Source organism: Occallatibacter sp., assembly GCF_036502485.1.
Classification (GTDB): Bacteria; Acidobacteriota; Terriglobia; order Terriglobales; family Acidobacteriaceae; genus Telmatobacter.
Window position 1 is genome coordinate 1 of the sequence record NZ_DASXYM010000036.1, and the last position, 17,476, is coordinate 17,476.

Here is a 17,476-nt window from a genome sequence, read left to right on the forward strand (position 1 = left end):
CTAATGAGTTACTACATTCAACTGCAAACTTCCTACTGCGAAGTAATCTCATACTCCACGTGAAACGGCCTGAGCGTGCGATCCAGCGGCAGATGGTCCTCCGCGATGACCGCCTGTGCCTGGGTCAGGCGCTCTGACGGAAGCGGATGCGAACGGAAGTAGCCTTCCAGCCCCTCCACTGCCAGCCTGCTCAGTTCGCCCGTCGGGGTCTTTGACTGAACCACAAAATCCTGCCGTAACTTGACCAAACGATTCAGCAGGTCCAGCGCTCCCCTGGGCGAGTACCCCGCGACGCACGCCAGCCGCAGCCCCTCGCGATCGGCCTCCGCCTCTTCATCCTTGCTGTAACCCGTCTGCCACAGGGTGATGGGAAGTTGCGCGAGCTCGCTCAGCGCGCCAAAATCCACCTTGCGCAGCCGCGCCTCCACCTGCACCCGTTCCATGGAGTGGAAGTGGTCAACGTGTTCAACCTCGTGCCCCAGCACAAACGCGACTTCGTCCTCGCTGCGCATAAGATCCAGCAGCCCCTGTCCGATGAATACCTGGCCGCCCGGCAGCGCAAACGCATTCACCAGCCCGCGATCGGGCACCAGGTGAAAATGGAAAGGCAGCTTCCGCTGTGCATGCGCTGCCAGCGCCGCGCCAATCTTCTCCACGTACTGCTCCGTAGCCTTCTGTTCCGCATCCAAATCGCGGTCAGCATACCGCGACGCGAGTTCATTGCCTATGCGCACCTCCTCCGCATCGGAGATCCGCGTCATGTGCATGGGAATGCGGCTCGCATCGCGCTGCCAGTCCGCGGCTAAATCGACCACCGCGTTGGCTGTGACGGCATCCGCCTGCTTGCGGCGCTGAGCCAGATACATGCCCGCTCCCGCAATCAGCAGCACCACCGCGAGCCCGAAGACACGTTTCATAACAGGCGCCTCACCGTGTCACGGAATCTGCCATAGAGTGTGGAAACCAGCGTGAGCGCCGCGCCCAGCACCGTGAAGGTGATCCAGCGATCGCGAGGCTCCAGCCGCCACGCGTCTCGCGCCACAACCTTGCCCACACACAATGACAGCAGCCCGAGCCCCGCCAGCCGATACGAGCGCTCGCTCGTCGCCAGCCCCAGCAGGATCATCAGCAGTCCCTCCACACCCCAGGCCAGCGTCACAAGACCGGGATGCAACTTGACTGCAATCACAAACGCCATGATCAGCGAAGGCGCAAAGAAGAAAACCTGCTCTGGATGCCGCAGGGCCGTCACAACCTGTGATAACCCGTCCTCACCCTCGAAAATCTTCCGCAAGCGGAAAGCCGGGGGCAACGCCAGCAGCATCAACGCCGAGGTCACGCTCAGCACGCCGATGCTTCCATTCCACCCTGTCGACGTGAAGTAACTCCCCCCATAAATGTTGTGTGCCAGCGCGCGCACCACAACACCGGCCGCCAGCAACTCTCCCTGGTGGAGGAACACTTCCTTCTTCATCAACAAGCTCACACACAAAAGAGCAAGCGCCGTCACTGACCAGGCCGCCACAATCCACTCCGGCCGTGCCTCAAAGTAGATCAGCGCCACCACTGAAGCCGTTCCGAGATACGAAATCAGATTCGCAGGCGACCATCCGCCCCCGGCATCATCGGTCTTCTTCGATTGCATTTGCGACCACACGAAGAAGTAGATCAGCGCAAGCGGCACGACGGTGTACACCCGAGGACTCAGCATTTCGCCGGGCGCGGCAGCCGCGGTGAGATTCACAAAGAAGATTCGTCCGAAGCTCGTCGCGAAAAACGCGTATGCCTGCAGCCGCAACTGCCTGGCATCGCGCCAGTCGCCTGCCTCGAACAGCGCCAGCCCCAGCACCGCCAGGCCCACTGCCACTGCCACCGGCTGCAACTCCGCCCACAACAGCCAGCCAAACACGCCTGCAGCCGCCCACGTATACACATGGCGCGCCGCGGTCCCGCTTTCCGGAATCCGCACCCACCGTGCCAGCGCGTAAAGCACTGCAATCACCGGCACAACCGTTAACAGCCGCAAATCAACGTTGTGCCATTTGCCGGTCTCTCCCAGGTTGACTGCCGCGCATCGCGCCACCGCCAGCACCGCCAGCACATGCGCCTGCCACGGAAGCTCTTCAATCCCGAACCACCGATCGGCCAGCGCCAGCACCAGCGCGAATCCGGCCCACAGCACCGCCAGCCACGGCTGCGGGGATTCGTGCCATGCCAGCGCCGCCAGCAGCCCCGTTGCCGCCCAGGTATGCGCCCAACCAGCCACCCGCGCATAGGGCGCATCCTTCAGCGTGCAGAAGCGCGAAATCGCGTAGAGCACTGCCGCCGCGCCGCCCATGGGAACGTAGCGTTCCAGTGCCGTCGCTGCCTGCAGATTCATGGCTGACAGCATTGCTGTCGAAAGCACCGCGAGCAGGTGCTCCTGCAGCGCGAGTTCCACAACCCGCAGGCGCCTGCCCACAAGGCTCAACGCCGCGGCCATAATAACCCACGTCAGCGTCACCCACGTGGGCTTCACTTCCATCCACACCAAGGCCGCCAGCGCAGCCGTGCCGGCCCATAGACAAAACTGCTTCAGGTGCAGTCGCAGATCTTCCGAACCTCTAAGCAGCCACGCGGCTGCATAGAACGCCAGGGCGATCAGCGGCAGTGTCGCGATGCGCGTCGCCAGATGCCGGGGGAACGGGTCCAATATATGCAGGTTCTGTGCGAATCCGGCCGCCGCCACCGCCGCGGCGAAGGCCGCGGCCTGCGCGAGGAGATGATTGTCCTCAAGGCGCCGCTTGCCCCACGCCGCCCCCAGCAGCAGCACAGCCCACGCTATCGCTGTCCAGTCGCCGGTGAACAGCGCCCACGTACCCAGGAACGCCGTCGCCGCGCCGAGGTACCCCTGCAGCGTAGCCAGCGGCTGCTCCACTCCCTCGAACAGCGTCCGCCATCTTCGCCGCAGCCCCAGCGCGTTTGCATAGAACAGGACGCTGCACGCCAGCAGCAGAATCCCGTCTTTCGTCATGGTCTGAGACGACGTCAGCCGCGTTTCGACAATGCCGCGCGCGGCATACAGAATCAGGGCGCCGGTCACTGCTCCGCCCAGCAGACCCAGCCTCCGGAACAGCTTCTCTTTCTGCGTGATGCCGGCGACCAGCAACACTTCCGCCGCAATCATCCACAGCAGCGCAATGTTGTTCCCGCTGAATTTGAAAGGCACCGACGCAAACACCAGAATCGTGCCGAGCACTGTCAGCAGGACGAACGCCGGCCGCCGCCTCCTGGTCACAGGCAATTGCCCCAGCCCAAACTCCACCAGGCCCAGCGCTAATAACGCATAGAACGCAAGCTCGGGATGCGTCGACTGGAACTTCATCACCGCCAGCAGCGCAATTGAATTCAGCAGAGCCGCGACCGTCGACAGCGACTCCTCGCGCGGCGTGCGCACCGTGCGCGCAATATAGGAGCCGCGGAACACTGCCCAGTACAGCATCAGGATGATCGCGCTCGGTAAGAACTGCGGAAACGCGTGCCCCGCCATGCCTTCCGGGTACAGCTTGTAGAGCCAGTAGAAGTGGTTCCCGTAGCTCGCGGCAATGCCGAAGATCTCCAGCTCGAACCAACCCATGCGCAGCGCGATACCCGCGATCCCAACCGCCAGAATCACGCCCGCGCTCAGCGAGTACACCGTATCCTGGCTGAGCGCCACAGTAGAAAAGGCCAGCAAAAATGCCGTGCCCGTCACCAGTTGCGACTCGTACTTGAGCGTGTGCGCCACCATGCCCGCGGCAACCGCCAGCATGAGCACGCAATCCAGCGTGTTTGACGCCAGCACCGTCATCGCGCCCACGTTGTGCAGGGCAAACGTGGTAAAGAACAGCAGCGCCCACCCGCCGCCGATTGCCATTCGCCCCACCAGCCGATAGCGCTCCCTGCGCTCCAGCCATACGCCCGCGCCCAGCATGCCCACGGCCACGCCATAGAGAATAAGCACGCGCTCGGCAGGGGCCATCGTCTCCAACGCCAGCCGCCCCCAGAACGCCACACCCAGCGCCAGCAGCGTAATTCCAATCTTCGCGAAGAAGTTCATGCCCAGCACTTCTTCGAGAGGCAATGCAGTGCCGAGCCGCTCGCGCCATGTGCGACGCGGAAGGGCGGGCTCTTTCGAGGCTTTCGCCGCCAGCACGGGTACTGGAGGGGTCTCCCATTTGCGCGGCTCAGGACGTGCATCCGGCAGCGGCGGTAAGGGGGTCGCGGCTGGCTCGGCTGCAACCGGAACAGCAGCCGCAGGTATCTCTTCAATGGGGGGAACGACAGGCCGTGGCGCCTCCCCGGCCAATTCGGCGTGGGGAGCAGCCTTCTCTTCTATCCCCTCCACCTTCTTCGGTGAGTAGACAAACCCATCCACCGTCACCCTCACGTCGTGCGGGACGTCAGCCGTCCTGATCACGGGATCGGCCGCCGCATGCGTCTGCTCGACGCGGACCGCCGCCACCGGCGCCGGCGCTTGCTCGCTCCGCTCCCCACGCGCGTGGGCCGCGGCCGTCTTCGCCACCTCACGCCGCACATCGGAGAGCTCCGCCTCCAGCTTCAACACCCGGTATGCCTGCTGCTCCAGTTGCTCGCGGAGGGATTTCGTCTTTACCAGGGCAACAATCGCAATCACCGGAATGGCGAGCACACACCCGGCTATCAGCACTACGAGTAGTTCCATGCTTCCCTCTCCGGCAAAACCGCTGCTTTCAGATGGAACGCGCCGGTTTCTCCTCCTTGCAGCATTTTTCGCGGTTCACGTGCCGAGCGAACCAGCCCTGTTGCCCTGGGCGAGAACCTGCCGCTTCAAAAAGGAGTTTTACGGAGTATACCGCCAGGTTCGGTCAGGCCCCTTGCGTAAGCCCGCGGCAGCAGGCCTGTCGCAATTGGCCACACAACAGAAGCCTCAAGCCAGCGCCTCAGATCATGGCATCCTGGCCGTTCCAGGGTTCACTTGACGCAGGCGCCGGGATGAGACTATAAGGCGAATATATGGCGAAAAACTCTACGGCTTCCCTCTTCCCTTCCGCGGAACCCGCCAGGCGCCTCAACCTGCTCGCCCGCTCCGCAGCCTCGGCGCCCCTCGATTCCACGGGGCATCTCACCCAGTACCGACCGATCCAGACCCGTTCCGCCATTTCCAGGGTGCAGTCCAAGCGAGGCCTGCCTTTCACCCACGCCATCAATCCCTACCGCGGCTGCGAGTTCGCCTGCCGCTACTGCTATGCCCGTTACGCCCATGAGTTTCTGGAGCTTACCCCTGAAGACTTCGAGCGCATTATCTACTTCAAGGAAAATGCCGGATGGCTGGCTGCCCGTGAGCTGGCCCGCCTCAAACCCGGCACCGAGATCGCCTTAGGCACGGCCACTGACCCCTGGCAGCCCATCGAACGCCGCCAGCGCATCACCCGCTCGATACTGCAGGCGTTCGCGAAGACCAGTGGATTCTCCCTCGGCATCGTCACCAAGTCCACGCTGATCCTGCGCGACATCGATCTGTTAAAGGAGATTTCACGCCGTCACGCGCTCACCGTACACCTGACCGTGACGACGATGGATACGGAACTCGCGCGCCTCCTCGAGCCGCGCGCGCCCCGCCCTGACCTGCGCATGTGGGTGGTCCGCAGATTGCGAGAGGCGGGCATTCGCGCCGGAGTTCTTTGTTCGCCCATCATCCCGGGAATTACCGATTCACGAAAGTCGATCGGCGCTGTTGCTGAAGCCGCCGCCGGGGCGGGCGCATCTTTCTTCGCGGCAAACCCGCTCTTCCTGCAGCCCTGCTCCCTGCCAACCTTCTTCAAGTTTGTCGAGGAGCACTTCCCGGGGCAGCTCGATGCGTACCGCCGCCGTTACGGCGCAAGTGCCTTTGTCTCAGCGGAATACCGTAAGCGGATCGCCGATCTGGTCAATGCCCTCTGCCGCGAATACAAGCTCGGCCGGCGTCACCAGCCCATGCCGCCGGCGCGCGAAAACCGCCTGCCTGAACTGGTTCAGATCCAGACCCGGATGCAGGCTCAACTGCCCTTTTCCGCGTGATGAAGAAAGCTCGCTCTGAAACTGCGAATGCCGGCCGGACCCGGCCACCCGGCGCGAGCGCGGCAGCTCAGCGGGTCATGATGACTTCAGACAACGCATCTTTGGCCAGAAACTGGCGATGCCCCGACCAGCCCGTGAACAGCCGTTCGATCGACCGGTTCGTGAAGGCGCGCTTAATAGCGAACGGCTCGCCCGATTGGACTTCCACCTCGTCGGTGGCAGTCACATGGAACCGGCTATGTTCCGTCATCGGCCCCTGTGTCTTGGCGTGGAAGAACGCAAGCACCGATCCGCCCTGATTCATCGACTCATACAGCCGGTTAACCACCGGCATCACCAGCGGCTCAGGAAGATAGTCGAGAGTTGTCCAGAGAAGCACAACATCGAATTGCTTGCCCGAGAAGTTCAGCGTCGAACCGAGAAAGCCGTCAACGTCCCATTGATCGTTGCCGTCCTCGTCCACACCCCTCTTCCAGTCGCCCGTCCAGGCATCATGGACCAGATCCGCCATGTAAACGGAATGCCCGATCGACGTGAGGTAATTGATATTCGTCGGCGACGTAGCGCCCGCGTCGATTACCCGAAGACCCGACTCCGCCTGCAGGCGTTTGCGCAGCGTCGACCACGCGCCTGAATATCGTGCGTACCGCGGCCCGGACATGGTCTGAGCAGACCCGGACTTTGAATCATTCTGCTTCTTTTCTAACCAGCGCTTGATCAACCCAGGTACCTTCTTCCGACAGCGGACGTAGCGCAGCCGCCGGCGTCCAATCTGTTGCTAGGAAACGCCGCCCGTCACCGGAGCTGCCGCGGGCGCTGAGCTCGCCTGAACGCCGGCAGCTTCCCCTGTCTTCGTCGCCTGCGACAGGTCCACCTTGCCGCGCACGCCGGCATTGTCTTCCACGGCGAGACGAGACGCCCGGATATCTCCGATCAACTGGCAGCCGGCCCGCAGTTCCACGCGGCCTGACGCGGTGATGTTGCCCTGCACCTTGCCCATCACCAGGACATCGCGCGCCGTAAGGTCGGCCGCCACATCCGCATTGGGGCCAATCGTCAGCCGGTTCTCAGCCAGATGAACGGTGCCTTCTACCCGCCCATCAATCGTAAGATCTTCTGCACCTTTGACTTCACCGCGAATCACAATCGACTTTCCAATCCGCGCAGCACCATTCTCAACCACCATCTTCGCTTCCTTCCGGGCGATGCCTGTGATCTTAACTCAGTGTAGCCCCGTACTTTGCGGGCAGCTTGTGACGCACAGCATTCCCGCGCACAAAACCCGCCCGGGGCCACAGGTCCCGTGTCCCCGCCTCTGCCCGCAACTATACTCAAGGGAGCCATTCAACAACAAACCTCGCATCGTAAGGCGTCCCGAGAACGTCAAACATGCAGAATCAGGCTCCTCGGTCATACTAAAGCCAGTTGTGCTTCGCCCCGTAAGGTTGTTCATGGAGGCGCGTTGCCTCACTTGCAGTATGCGGCGCGAGACAACCGGCGGCTGTAATCAGAATCAAGCCGGTCTTAAAGGCCGAACAGGTTTGGACGCGTGCGCTCAACTTTGAAGCTGGTCCCGCTCTGGATGTTGATGGTTGTGCCCGCCTGCGGCCAGAATGCCCCCGTGCACCCGCTGCAGGGTATGGAGTTGGTGCAGCGCGCCTTCGCGGCGGAGTTGAGCGGGCTCGAAGACACCTCCCATCCCATGCGCTACACCTCTCGCAAATCCAGCCCCCGGCTCATCACCACTAAAGACATCATTGAAACTCGCGACGGCCCCGTAGCCATGATCGTCTCAGTCAACGACCACCCGGTTGCCGAAGTCGATGCCACGAAGGAGCACCAGCGCCTGGACGACCTCCTCGCCGATCCCGGCAAGCAGCACCACAGAAAACAAGGGGAGGAGCAGGACCTGCAACGCGCCGCCAAGGTGCTTCGCGTCATGCCCAATGCCTTCCTGTACCAGTACGCCGGTCCCATCCAGGCGCCCACGGGCACGGTCGCACGATACCTCTTCAGCCCTAACCCCGCCTTCACCGCGCCCGATCTCGAAACCGAGGTGCTGACGGCGATGACCGGCGAAATCTGGATCGACCCCGTCCAGGTCCGGGTAATCCATCTGCAGGGCAGCCTTCAAAATGATGTGGAGTTCGGCTGGGGTGTCCTGGGCCGGCTGTACAAGGGCGGCTGGATCAACATCGATAATGCCGACATTGGCGGAGGCGTCTGGCGCGTCGTCCATTTCCAGATCAACATGTCCGCGCGCGTGCTGATCCGCACCAGGATCTTTGAAACGACTGAGGACCAGTCGCACTTTACCGTGGTTCCGCCGACACTCGACTACCGCCAGGCCATCGCCATGCTTCGTTCTGGCTCCGGCAGCGCGCCACCGGGCGGACCCTGACCTTAGGAGACCAGCACCCCAGCGCGATCCCGCACCGGAACCTCGGTGCTCACGCGATTCTGCAGATGACGTATGTCCTGCCAGGAGTAAGGCTTAAGGTTCAACGCCAACTCGCCTTCGCGGCCGTGAAGGCGCAGCCCGCAGGGCTCAAGAAAGGCAAACCGGCGCCGCGATGACTCCCGATCCAGTTCGAAGATGTCTCGCGGCTCGGGTTCGAGACTGTAAGAGGAGATGTTCGCCCAGCGGCGGCGCCTGAGCGAAAATGGCGTTCGCATGGTGACGCTCTCGTCGTCCCAGCACACCCGGAACCTCGACAGTATCGCCAGAGCCATCACCGTGAGGATCACTCCCCCGATTGCCCCCGGTATTCCCGCCACGCAACGAAACGCGGTGGCCACCGTCAGCCCGGTCAGGGCAACGGCTGCAAATGTCTCCCGGGCGGCTCGGATAGAGCGCATTCCCGTACGCTGATTGGTAAGCATGAGGCAGAGTCCCGCAAAACAGGCTGATTACGTCTAGTTTGCCGGATTTTTGCTTCAATTGCGAGACCTTATTCCGGAATGTGATCCCCGGATGATCTGACCCAGGCCGCCCCCGCCTCTCGCCGCCGGTCTGTCGAGCTTTTATGTGTCGGATCGCTTCAGCAGATCCTCACCTGGTCCCACCCGATACCAGTGGTATCCGTATGGCTCCAGAAGAATGCAGTGATCGCCCTTCTTGTCGGGCGAGCTGTGATCGTCAGACAGAACATTGATCAGTTTCACTTGCCCGAATTTCGCCTTGGCCGCCAGTTTAACTTCGTACGGCTCGGCATCCAGGTTGTGCAGCATGATCACCGAGTTGTTGCGCCACTCGTAACAGAGGCCCAGAACCTTGTCCGTTCCAACCGGCAGGCAGAAGAAGTCGCCCCACCCGATTTCGGGCACTTCCTTGCGCATGCGCATCATGCGCTCCATCCAGTTGAGCAGAGAATTGGGGTCGCGGCGTTGGGTCGCCACGTTGACATACTGATATCCATACCCTCCCCCGCTGATCACCGGCAGAACCGGCTTGGGGTTCGCAGTAAATCCCCCGTTGCAATCACTCGACCACTGCATGGGCGTGCGCGCGCAATTGCGCTCCGGAAGGCTAAGATCGTCTCCCATGCCGATCTCGTCGCCATAACGAATCACGGGCGTACCCGGCAGCGTGAGCATCAGGCTGTAAGCAAGCTCAATGCGCCGGCGATCGCCCTGCAGCATCGGCGCGAGCCGCCGCCGTATGCCGCGGTTATAGAGCTGCATATCCTTGTCCGGTCCCAGGACTTCGAACACCTTCTGCCGCTGCGATTCGGTAAGCCGGCCCAGGTCGAGCTCATCGTGATTGCGGAGAAACTGTCCCCATTGCGCGCCATACGGACGCGGCTTGGTAGCCTCAAGCGACTGCTGCAGCGGCCCGCAATCCGCCCCGGCCAACGCATAAAACAGATGCTGGTTCACATTGAAGTTGAACATCATCTGCAGCCGCTCGCCGGCCTTGCCGAAATACTCCAGGTCCGACTTGGGCAGAACATTCGCCTCGCCCAGAATGATCGCCCCCTCTTTCCGCCACGAGACAAATTCGCTGAACGAGCGCAGCATGTCGTATTGCTCCGCTGCGCGCTTCAAATTGGCGCCCTTCTTCGCAATCACAAACGGCACCGCGTCCATGCGAAAGCCATCCACTCCAAGCTGCAGCCAGAAACCCATGACTTTGAGGATCTCCGCCTGTACTTCCGGATTCGAAGTATTAAGATCCGGCTGAAAATCATAGAAGCGGTGAAAGTAATACTGCTTTGCCTCGTTGTCGTACGACCACGTCGTCTTCTGCACGCCGGGAAACACCATGCCTGAATTGGCGTCGGCGGGTTTCTTCTTAGACCACACGTACCAGTCGTGATACTTCGAGTCCGGATCTGCGCAAGCCTGCTTGAACCACGGATGTTCGTTAGACGTGTGATTCACCACAAGATCGATCAGCAGCCGCATGCCCCGCTGCTTGCAACCCCGCGCAAACTCCACGAAATCACCCAGCGTGCCATACCGCGGATCGACGTTGTAGTAGTCGCTCACGTCATATCCATCATCCTTGAAAGGCGACGGCTGAAACGGCATCAGCCACAGCGCGGTCACGCCGATACCTTGCAGATAATCCAGGCGCCCCAGCAAACCCTGGAAGTCACCGATACCGTCTCCATTGGCATCCATGTATGTTGCGACGGAAAGGCAGTAGACGATTGCGTTCTTATACCAGAGGTCGTTGATCATTGAGCGCGCGAGCTTCCCTTTCCTGAAAATCCAACCGGGAGTATTAACTGGGATGCAGGACTTATCGTGGTGGAAGGATGCTGTTGTATATGAGGTTTACCCACGTTCTTTTCAGGACAGCAACGGCGACGGCATCGGCGACTTGAATGGGATTCGCGAGCGGCTCGACTACCTTGTTGACCTCGGCATCGATACCGTCTGGATCTCGCCCATCTACCCCTCGCCTATGGCCGACTTCGGCTATGACGTTGCCGACTATTGCGGAATCAATTCCATCTTTGGAACCATGCAGGATTTCGATCGCCTGCTCGAAGAAGTGCACAAGCGCGGGCTGCGCATGATCCTCGATTTCGTGCCCAACCACACCTCCGATCAGCACCCGTGGTTTCTTGAGAGCCGCTCCTCCCGCGACAATCCCAAGCGCGATTGGTACCTCTGGCGTGACCAGCCCAACAACTGGCTCAGCCACTTTGGCGGTTCGGCGTGGGAATTCGACCAGAAGACCCAGCAGTACTACCTGCATGAGTTCCTGAAAGAGCAGCCCGACCTGAACTGGCGTAATCCCGCGGTGAAGACGGCCATGTTCGACGCTCTGCGCTTTTGGCTGCGCAAAGGCGTGGACGGCTTCCGCGTGGATGTGATGTGGCTGATGATCAAGGACGATCAATTCCGCGACAATCCGCCCAACCCCGGTTATCACCTCGGCCAGGGCTCCAAGGAACGTCTGCTGCCCATTTATGACGCCGATCGTCCGGAGATTCACGGTCTCGTTGCGGAGATGCGCGGCGTGCTTGAGGAGTTCGGCGACCGCGTCCTGATCGGCGAAATCTACCTGCCCGTGCAGCAGCTCATGAGCTACTACGGCAAGGACCTCACCGGAGCCAACCTGCCGTTCAATTTCCAGCTCCTGCAATGCCCGTGGAACGCCCCGGATGTTGCGCAGGTGATCGCCGACTATCACGACGCGCTGCCCGACGGCGCCTGGCCCAACTGGGTCCTGGGCAATCACGACAAGCCGCGCATCGCCTCCCGCGTCGGCGCGCATCAGGCGCGCAACGCCGCCATGCTGCTGTTCACTCTTCCCGGAACCCTCACCATGTACTACGGCGAAGAACTCGGCATGTGCGATGTGAAGATCGCCCCCGAAGACGTGCAGGACCCGGCCGAGAAGAATCAGCCCGGTATCGGCATGGGCCGCGACCCGGAACGCACACCCATGCCTTGGGACGGCTCGCCGCTCGCGGGCTTCACCACCGGAAAGCCGTGGCTCCCGCTCGGCCCGGAACACGATCAATGCAATGTAGAGGCACTCAGGAAAGACGCCACTTCCATTTACGCGCTCTATCGAAAGCTGCTGCGCCTGCGCCGTAAACACCCAGCCCTGGCAAATGGCACACTTGCCGACGTGAAAGCCGAAGGCCACGTGCTGCGCTTCCTGCGCGGCAGCGGCGACAAGGCTCTCCTGATCGTGATGAATCTCGGCCACGAGCCGGTTCGCACGGATGTGGACGCCGGTTCCATTGTGGTCTCTACCGGCATGGATCGCGACGGGGAGCGCGTCAGTGGCTCGACTGACCTGAAATCCGGTGAAGGCCTGATGATCGAGAGTCGATAACCAGCAGTGCTAAACTCCTCAGCACGTGATCCAGCTTAGGGTTCACAATCTTCAGGGTCAACACCATCCAATCGACGGAACGACCGTTCATCAGGAGCAGGAACTCCGCCACCTGCTCGATGAGTTCCGGAGGCGGGAGCCCTTCGTTGCCGAGTTGACCGCAGAAAATGGTTTCAAGCTGACCATCGGCATTGGAGGGTCGATCGGCTGCGCACAATATTCGCACTCCAACGGAGTCCGCCCTATCTCGTCGAGGTATTGGACCGACCAGAAACTTCGGAGAGCTTCGGCGTGGCTACGTTTCGCTGCGGAAACCAGCCCACTGAGATCCGAAAAGTCGATGCGTTCCTTTCGAGACGCTCGAAACGATGATCTTGGGCTTTCTCGCGACAGGCGAGCGCAGCACGGCCGTGGATTGGAATGAAATCTAAATGAAAACGGCCCCGTCCGGAGACGGGGCCAATTTCATTCCAAGCGAAGAATTGCTTACTTCACCTTGGCAAACACGATGACCAGCGTGAACAGCGTCAGCGATTCCATGAAGGCAAGACCGAGCACCAGCAGAAGCTGGATACCGGCGCGCGCTCCAGGGTTGCGGGCAAGCGCTTCGCAGGCCGAGCCCGTCGCGCGGCCCTGGCCGAGACCGCATAGACCGGCCGCAATGGCCATGCCGATGCCGGCGCCGATCGGCACCAGGTTGACCGGGGCAGCAGCGCCACCGGCCTGAGCAAACACCGGGACGGCAAAGCAAAGCACCGCCAGCGTCATAAACAGGTACTGAAACTTCTTCATAGCTCTCCAGCTTCCCTGGTAATTGGCCGTCAGTGGGTGGTTGAGGTTCACCGTGCTGACCCCCTCACGCTGACAGCCCATCTGTGTTATCCGGAGCGGAAGCGCTCTCCGGCAGAAACTTGTTGGCTGCTGGCTTCCAGCTTTACGTTCGTCTGGTGCGAGCATGATCACCTCACACCAACGAGCTGGAAGCTAACGGCTAGAAACTAGTAGCTGCTCTCTAGTGCTCGTGCGCTACTGCCTCGCTTAGATAAATCATCGACAGCAGCATGAACACATACGCCTGAATCAGCGACACAAACGCGTGCAGGCCCAGGAACACCGCGGGAATCGCCACCGGGATCAGCGAGAAGAACACCAGTGTTACCAGGTCGCTGGCGAACATGTTCGCGTAAAGACGGATGGTCAGCGACATCACGCGCGCGCAGTGCGAAATGATCTCGATCGGGAACAGCAGCCACGAAATCCACCAGATCGGTCCCGCAAAGTGCTTCAGGTAGCCGACAAACCCCTGCTCCTTGAAACCGAAAAAGTGGTAATAGAAGAACGTGCAGAGTGCGATGCCGAGCGGAACAATCGGCGCGCTGGTCGGCGTCACGATCCCCGGGATCAGTCCCGTCAGGTTCATCACAATGATGAACAGGAACACGCACGTGGTGAATGCCTGGAACTTTTGATAGCCGTGACCGATAATCTGCTCGGCCTGGCCACCGGAAAACTCGTGGATGATCTCCGCCACCTGCTGCAGGGCGCTGGGGTTCTCCACCGAAAGGCTGGCGCGTACAACCGCGAAAAACGCCATCAGTCCGAGCGCAATCAGCAATTCAAGCGCGAAGGTGTCGTTAATGGGGTGAGCCGCGTCCGCGGGATGTATACCCACCGCATTTAGCAGCGCGCTCACCGGGCCCGCAAACAATGCATTCAGAAGATCAGTAATCCAGTACGATTCGTGCATCGGACTTCTTTCTAGTTCCTTGCAGCCTCTGAAATTTGGTGCTAGTCACGAAGGAGCCGGAGGGCTTCCCAGCCCATGGCGAGCACCGCCAGGGCCAAGCCGCAGAGCAGCGCAATTGCCGACCCACGGAGACATTTCAGGCTACCATAAATGACCGCTGCAAAGATCACGATGCGCAGAAGAAACAGGGAGATAACCAGCGCCGCTCCCCGCGGCGTCTGCTGCCGGTCCAGCTTGGCATTGAACAGCTTGATCAGCCGCTGCCACTCCAGAATTGAGGCCGACGAAATCACCGCGCCCACCGCGATCATCGATGCGTCCCGCCAACCCGAAGCGATCCAGAGAATTCCCCCCGCGATCGCTCCCAGCATCAACGTTACGAACATCGCCCGTTTGAGCATCGAGGCCAGGGCCGCATCGGTCAGCCCCGCAATCGGATGTATGTCTTCCGTCATCGTCCCCCGGCGGTTCCCTTCCCGTTCTTGTCGCCGGTCCCGGTGGTGATCACCAGCCGGATCACGTACACCAGCCCTGAAATCCCCCCAAACACAATGCCCGCAATCCCGATCCAGGACTGATGCAGCATCTTGTCCAGCCACGCCCCAAGCAGCCATCCCACAAACGCCGCCGAGGGCAGCAGAATGGCGATCTGCATCATCTTCTCGGCCTGCACCAGCGTAGCCAGCCCCCCGGAGTCACGCTTCGGCTGCCGGTCGTTATCCGGTGAAGGCGGCAATGGATTGTGATAAGGCATCCTCCGTCGTTATACACGCTTCCGCCTGCTCCACGCGAGGCAGCCAGCACCTCGAAAGCCGATATACTGAGCGTTGGACCTCAGAGAAAAAGAAGGATTTCCCGTGTTCGAATCCGAATTTGAGCGCAGTCTCTTTGAGCTGCGCAGGCAAAAGCTGCAGGACATCGAAAAGCTTGGCCAGGCGGCATATCCCAATCAGTTCCCGTTCTCCCACTCCGTTGCCGGCGTGCGCGAGCAATGGGGCGAGGCCAGCACCGGCGAACTCGAGTCGCACCGCCTCACCGTCGCCGTCGCCGGCCGCATCATGGCCATCCGCGCCCAGGGCAAGGCCGGCTTTGCCACCCTGCAGCAGGACGGCCAGCGCTTGCAGATTTACGTGCGCCTCGATGCCGTAGGCCAGGAAGGATTTGCGCTCTACAAGCTCCTCGATCTCGGTGACCACATCGGCGTGGTCGGTTATCTCTTCCGTACGCGCACCGGCGAGCTCACCATTCACGTCGAGCGCCTGACATTTCTCGCCAAAGCCATGCTGAGCCTGCCGGAAAAATATCACGGCCTCACCGATGTTGAAGTTCGATACCGCCAGCGCTACGTGGATCTCTTCACCAACCTCGACAGCCGCGAAGTCTTCGTCAAGCGCGCCAGGGTGCTGCGTTCCATACGCCGCTTTTTCGATGATCGCGGCTACCTCGAAGTCGAAACCCCCATGATGCAGCCCATCGCCGGCGGCGCCGCGGCACGCCCCTTCCGCACCCATCACAACACGCTCGACATGGACCTGTTCCTGCGCATTGCCCCTGAGCTCTACCTCAAGCGGCTCACCGTTGGCGGCCTCGATCGCGTCTACGAAATCAATCGCAACTTCCGCAACGAGGGCATCAGCACCCAGCACAATCCTGAATTCACCATGCTGGAGTTCTACCAGGCCTACGCCAACTACCACGACCTGATGAATCTCACCGAAGAGCTCGTCAGCTACGTCGCGCGCGAGGTCAATGGATCCACCATCACTGAGTTCGATGGCCACACCATCGACCTGGCCAAATGGCATCGCTTCAACATGCGCGAAGCCATCGTGCACTTCTGGCCCGCGGAAGCCGGGCCCAGGCCCGCTATGAGCGCATTCGAATCCATACAGGTGCTGCAGGCCCGCATCTATGCCGCGCTCACCTCCCTGGATGAATCCCGCACTGAAGAAAGCATGAGAGTTGACCGGCGCGCCGATCTCAAAACCATGCGCGAGGCTCTCGGCCAGGTCTACCACGATGCATCCAAGGGCGCGCCTCTCGGCAAGATCATCTACAACGTATTCGAAGCGGTGGTCGAGCCTTTCCTGATCCAGCCCACCATCATCTACGACTTTCCCACCGCCGTATCGCCGCTCTCCAAGCAGAAGCCTGAGGATCCCGAGTGGGTGGAGCGCTTCGAGTTCTTCATTGGCGGCTTCGAAATCGGCAACGCCTTCAGCGAGCTCAACGATCCGGTGGAGCAGAACAAGCGATTCGAGCAACAGCTTGCCGAACGCGGCCGCGGCGATGAAGAGGCGCACCAGATGGACGAGGATTACGTCCGCGCCCTCATGTACGGCCTGCCTCCCACAGGAGGCGAAGGCATCGGGATCGATCGCCTCACCATGCTGCTCACCGGCTCACGCTCCATTCGCGACGTCATCCTCTTCCCGCTGATGAGAAAGACAGCGGCCGAGGGACCGCGGGAACAAGGAAACCAGGACGAGGCGCACGGCTAAGTGCCGCCTATACCGCCTCAGCTAGGAGCTGGAGGCGAGAAGCTAGAGGGCTGCTTTTTGAACATCCTTTTCATCGGCGACATCTTCGGCAGCGCGGGACGCAAGATCGTCGCCGCCCACATCGGCCACGTCCGTAAAACTCACGCCGTCGACCTCACCGTCATCAACGCCGAAAACGCTGCCGGCGGTTTCGGGCTTACCCCCGGCATCGCCGACGACCTCTTCCAACTAGGCGCTGACGTGCTCACCACAGGCAATCACGTCTGGGACAAGAAAGAACTGATCGACTATCTCAACTCGGTCCCCGCCGACAGCCAGGAGCACGCGCGCCGTATCCTTCGTCCCGTGAACTACTACCCCGGCGTCCCCGGCCATGGCGTGTTCCAGGGCGTCACCACCGGCGGTGTCTCTTACGCTGTCGTGAACCTCATGGGCAAGGTCTTCATGAGCGGGACTGAAGACCCCTTCCGCGCCGTCGACAATGTCCTTAAAGGTATCTCAGCCAAGGTCATCCTCGTCGACTTCCACGCCGAAGCCACCAGCGAAAAAGTCGCCATGGGCTGGCATCTCGACGGCCGCGTCACCGCCGTTCTCGGCACCCATACCCACATTCCCACGGCAGACGAGCGCATCCTCCACCGCGGCACAGCCTACCAGACCGACGTGGGCATGAGCGGTCCGTACGACAGCGTTATCGGGGTCGAGACGGAGATGGTGTTGCACCGCTTCATGACCGGGATGCCGGGCAAATTCGAGGCCGCCAGGGGGAACCCGAAGATGTGCGCCGCGCTGATCGGGTGCGATCCGCAGACGGGCCGGGCGAGCTCGATTCAGCGGATCATGCTGGGAGAGTGATAAAGACAGTGGTTA

General features: G+C 61.2%; 15 protein-coding genes and 1 pseudogene. 6 read left to right on the top strand and 10 right to left on the bottom strand.

The features are described 5' to 3' along the window. Positions 1 to 32: 32 nt before the first annotated feature. The gene (locus VGL22_RS05690) at positions 33 to 917 is read right to left on the bottom strand and encodes a M48 family metallopeptidase (RefSeq protein ID WP_465265929.1); all 885 of its coding nucleotides are present in this window, start codon (positions 915 to 917) and stop codon (positions 33 to 35) included. Next, positions 914 to 4,702, bottom strand: coding sequence for a DUF2339 domain-containing protein (locus VGL22_RS05695; RefSeq protein ID WP_465265930.1), 3,789 nt, complete (start codon positions 4,700 to 4,702; stop codon positions 914 to 916). The genes VGL22_RS05690 and VGL22_RS05695 overlap by 4 nt, the downstream gene beginning before the upstream one ends. Before the next feature lie 311 nt (positions 4,703 to 5,013). Between VGL22_RS05695 and VGL22_RS05700 the strand changes: the two genes are divergently transcribed. Then, the gene (locus VGL22_RS05700; protein WP_465265931.1) at positions 5,014 to 6,057 is read left to right on the top strand and encodes a radical SAM protein; all 1,044 of its coding nucleotides are present in this window, start codon (positions 5,014 to 5,016) and stop codon (positions 6,055 to 6,057) included. Positions 6,058 to 6,124: 67 nt separating this feature from the next. Here the strand turns inward: VGL22_RS05700 and VGL22_RS05705 are convergent, their stop codons facing one another. Both VGL22_RS05705 and VGL22_RS05710 read right to left on the bottom strand, forming a co-directional pair. Then, positions 6,125 to 6,778, bottom strand: coding sequence for a methyltransferase domain-containing protein (locus VGL22_RS05705; protein WP_465265932.1), 654 nt, complete (start codon positions 6,776 to 6,778; stop codon positions 6,125 to 6,127). Between the two features lie 57 nt (positions 6,779 to 6,835). Next, on the bottom strand, positions 6,836 to 7,243 hold the full coding sequence (locus VGL22_RS05710) for a bactofilin family protein (protein ID WP_465265933.1): 408 nt from the start codon (positions 7,241 to 7,243) through the stop codon (positions 6,836 to 6,838). 363 nt (positions 7,244 to 7,606) lie between these two features. Between VGL22_RS05710 and VGL22_RS05715 the strand changes: the two genes are divergently transcribed. Further along, positions 7,607 to 8,458 (top strand): hypothetical protein, encoded by an 852-nt coding sequence (locus VGL22_RS05715; RefSeq protein WP_465265934.1) that lies wholly within the window; start codon positions 7,607 to 7,609, stop codon positions 8,456 to 8,458. 2 nt (positions 8,459 to 8,460) lie between these two features. Here VGL22_RS05715 and VGL22_RS05720 read toward each other — a convergent pair whose 3' ends face one another. Beyond that, positions 8,461 to 8,916, bottom strand: coding sequence for a hypothetical protein (locus tag VGL22_RS05720; RefSeq protein ID WP_465265935.1), 456 nt, complete (start codon positions 8,914 to 8,916; stop codon positions 8,461 to 8,463). A gap of 165 nt (positions 8,917 to 9,081) precedes the next feature. After that, positions 9,082 to 10,743 carry an alpha-amylase family protein gene (locus VGL22_RS05725; RefSeq protein WP_465265936.1) on the bottom strand — a complete coding sequence of 554 codons (1,662 nt, stop codon included), beginning with the start codon at positions 10,741 to 10,743 and terminating at the stop codon, positions 9,082 to 9,084. A gap of 52 nt (positions 10,744 to 10,795) precedes the next feature. Here VGL22_RS05725 and VGL22_RS05730 point away from each other — a divergent pair, with 52 nt between their 5' ends. Then, on the top strand, positions 10,796 to 12,358 hold the full coding sequence (locus VGL22_RS05730) for an alpha-amylase family glycosyl hydrolase (protein WP_465265937.1): 1,563 nt from the start codon (positions 10,796 to 10,798) through the stop codon (positions 12,356 to 12,358). Positions 12,359 to 12,699: 341 nt separating this feature from the next. After that, positions 12,700 to 12,789 (top strand): annotated as a pseudogene (locus tag VGL22_RS05735) (hypothetical protein); the annotation flags it as partial. Between the two features lie 55 nt (positions 12,790 to 12,844). Here the strand turns inward: VGL22_RS05735 and VGL22_RS05740 are convergent. The 4 genes from VGL22_RS05740 to VGL22_RS05755 all read right to left on the bottom strand — a co-directional run bounded on the left by VGL22_RS05740 (position 12,845) and on the right by VGL22_RS05755 (position 14,859). Continuing rightward, positions 12,845 to 13,150: an ATP synthase F0 subunit C gene (locus tag VGL22_RS05740; protein ID WP_465265938.1), complete on the bottom strand. Its 306-nt coding sequence runs from the start codon at positions 13,148 to 13,150 to the stop codon at positions 12,845 to 12,847. A 220-nt stretch (positions 13,151 to 13,370) separates the two neighbouring features. Then, complete coding sequence (gene atpB / locus VGL22_RS05745; protein ID WP_465265939.1) at positions 13,371 to 14,105, bottom strand: F0F1 ATP synthase subunit A; 735 nt, start codon at positions 14,103 to 14,105, stop codon at positions 13,371 to 13,373. 41 nt (positions 14,106 to 14,146) lie between these two features. Next, entirely contained in the window at positions 14,147 to 14,560 is a 414-nt protein-coding gene (locus VGL22_RS05750; RefSeq protein WP_465265940.1) for a hypothetical protein, read from the bottom strand. Next, positions 14,557 to 14,859, bottom strand: coding sequence for an AtpZ/AtpI family protein (locus VGL22_RS05755; RefSeq protein WP_465265941.1), 303 nt, complete (start codon positions 14,857 to 14,859; stop codon positions 14,557 to 14,559). Before VGL22_RS05755 ends, VGL22_RS05750 begins: the two co-directional genes overlap by 4 nt. A gap of 103 nt (positions 14,860 to 14,962) precedes the next feature. On the opposite strand from VGL22_RS05755, the gene VGL22_RS05760 reads away from it, so the two are divergent. Further along, on the top strand, positions 14,963 to 16,606 hold the full coding sequence (locus VGL22_RS05760) for a lysine--tRNA ligase (RefSeq protein ID WP_465265942.1): 1,644 nt from the start codon (positions 14,963 to 14,965) through the stop codon (positions 16,604 to 16,606). 57 nt (positions 16,607 to 16,663) lie between these two features. After that, the gene (locus VGL22_RS05765) at positions 16,664 to 17,461 is read left to right on the top strand and encodes a TIGR00282 family metallophosphoesterase (RefSeq protein WP_465265943.1); all 798 of its coding nucleotides are present in this window, start codon (positions 16,664 to 16,666) and stop codon (positions 17,459 to 17,461) included. Positions 17,462 to 17,476 lie beyond the last annotated feature (15 nt).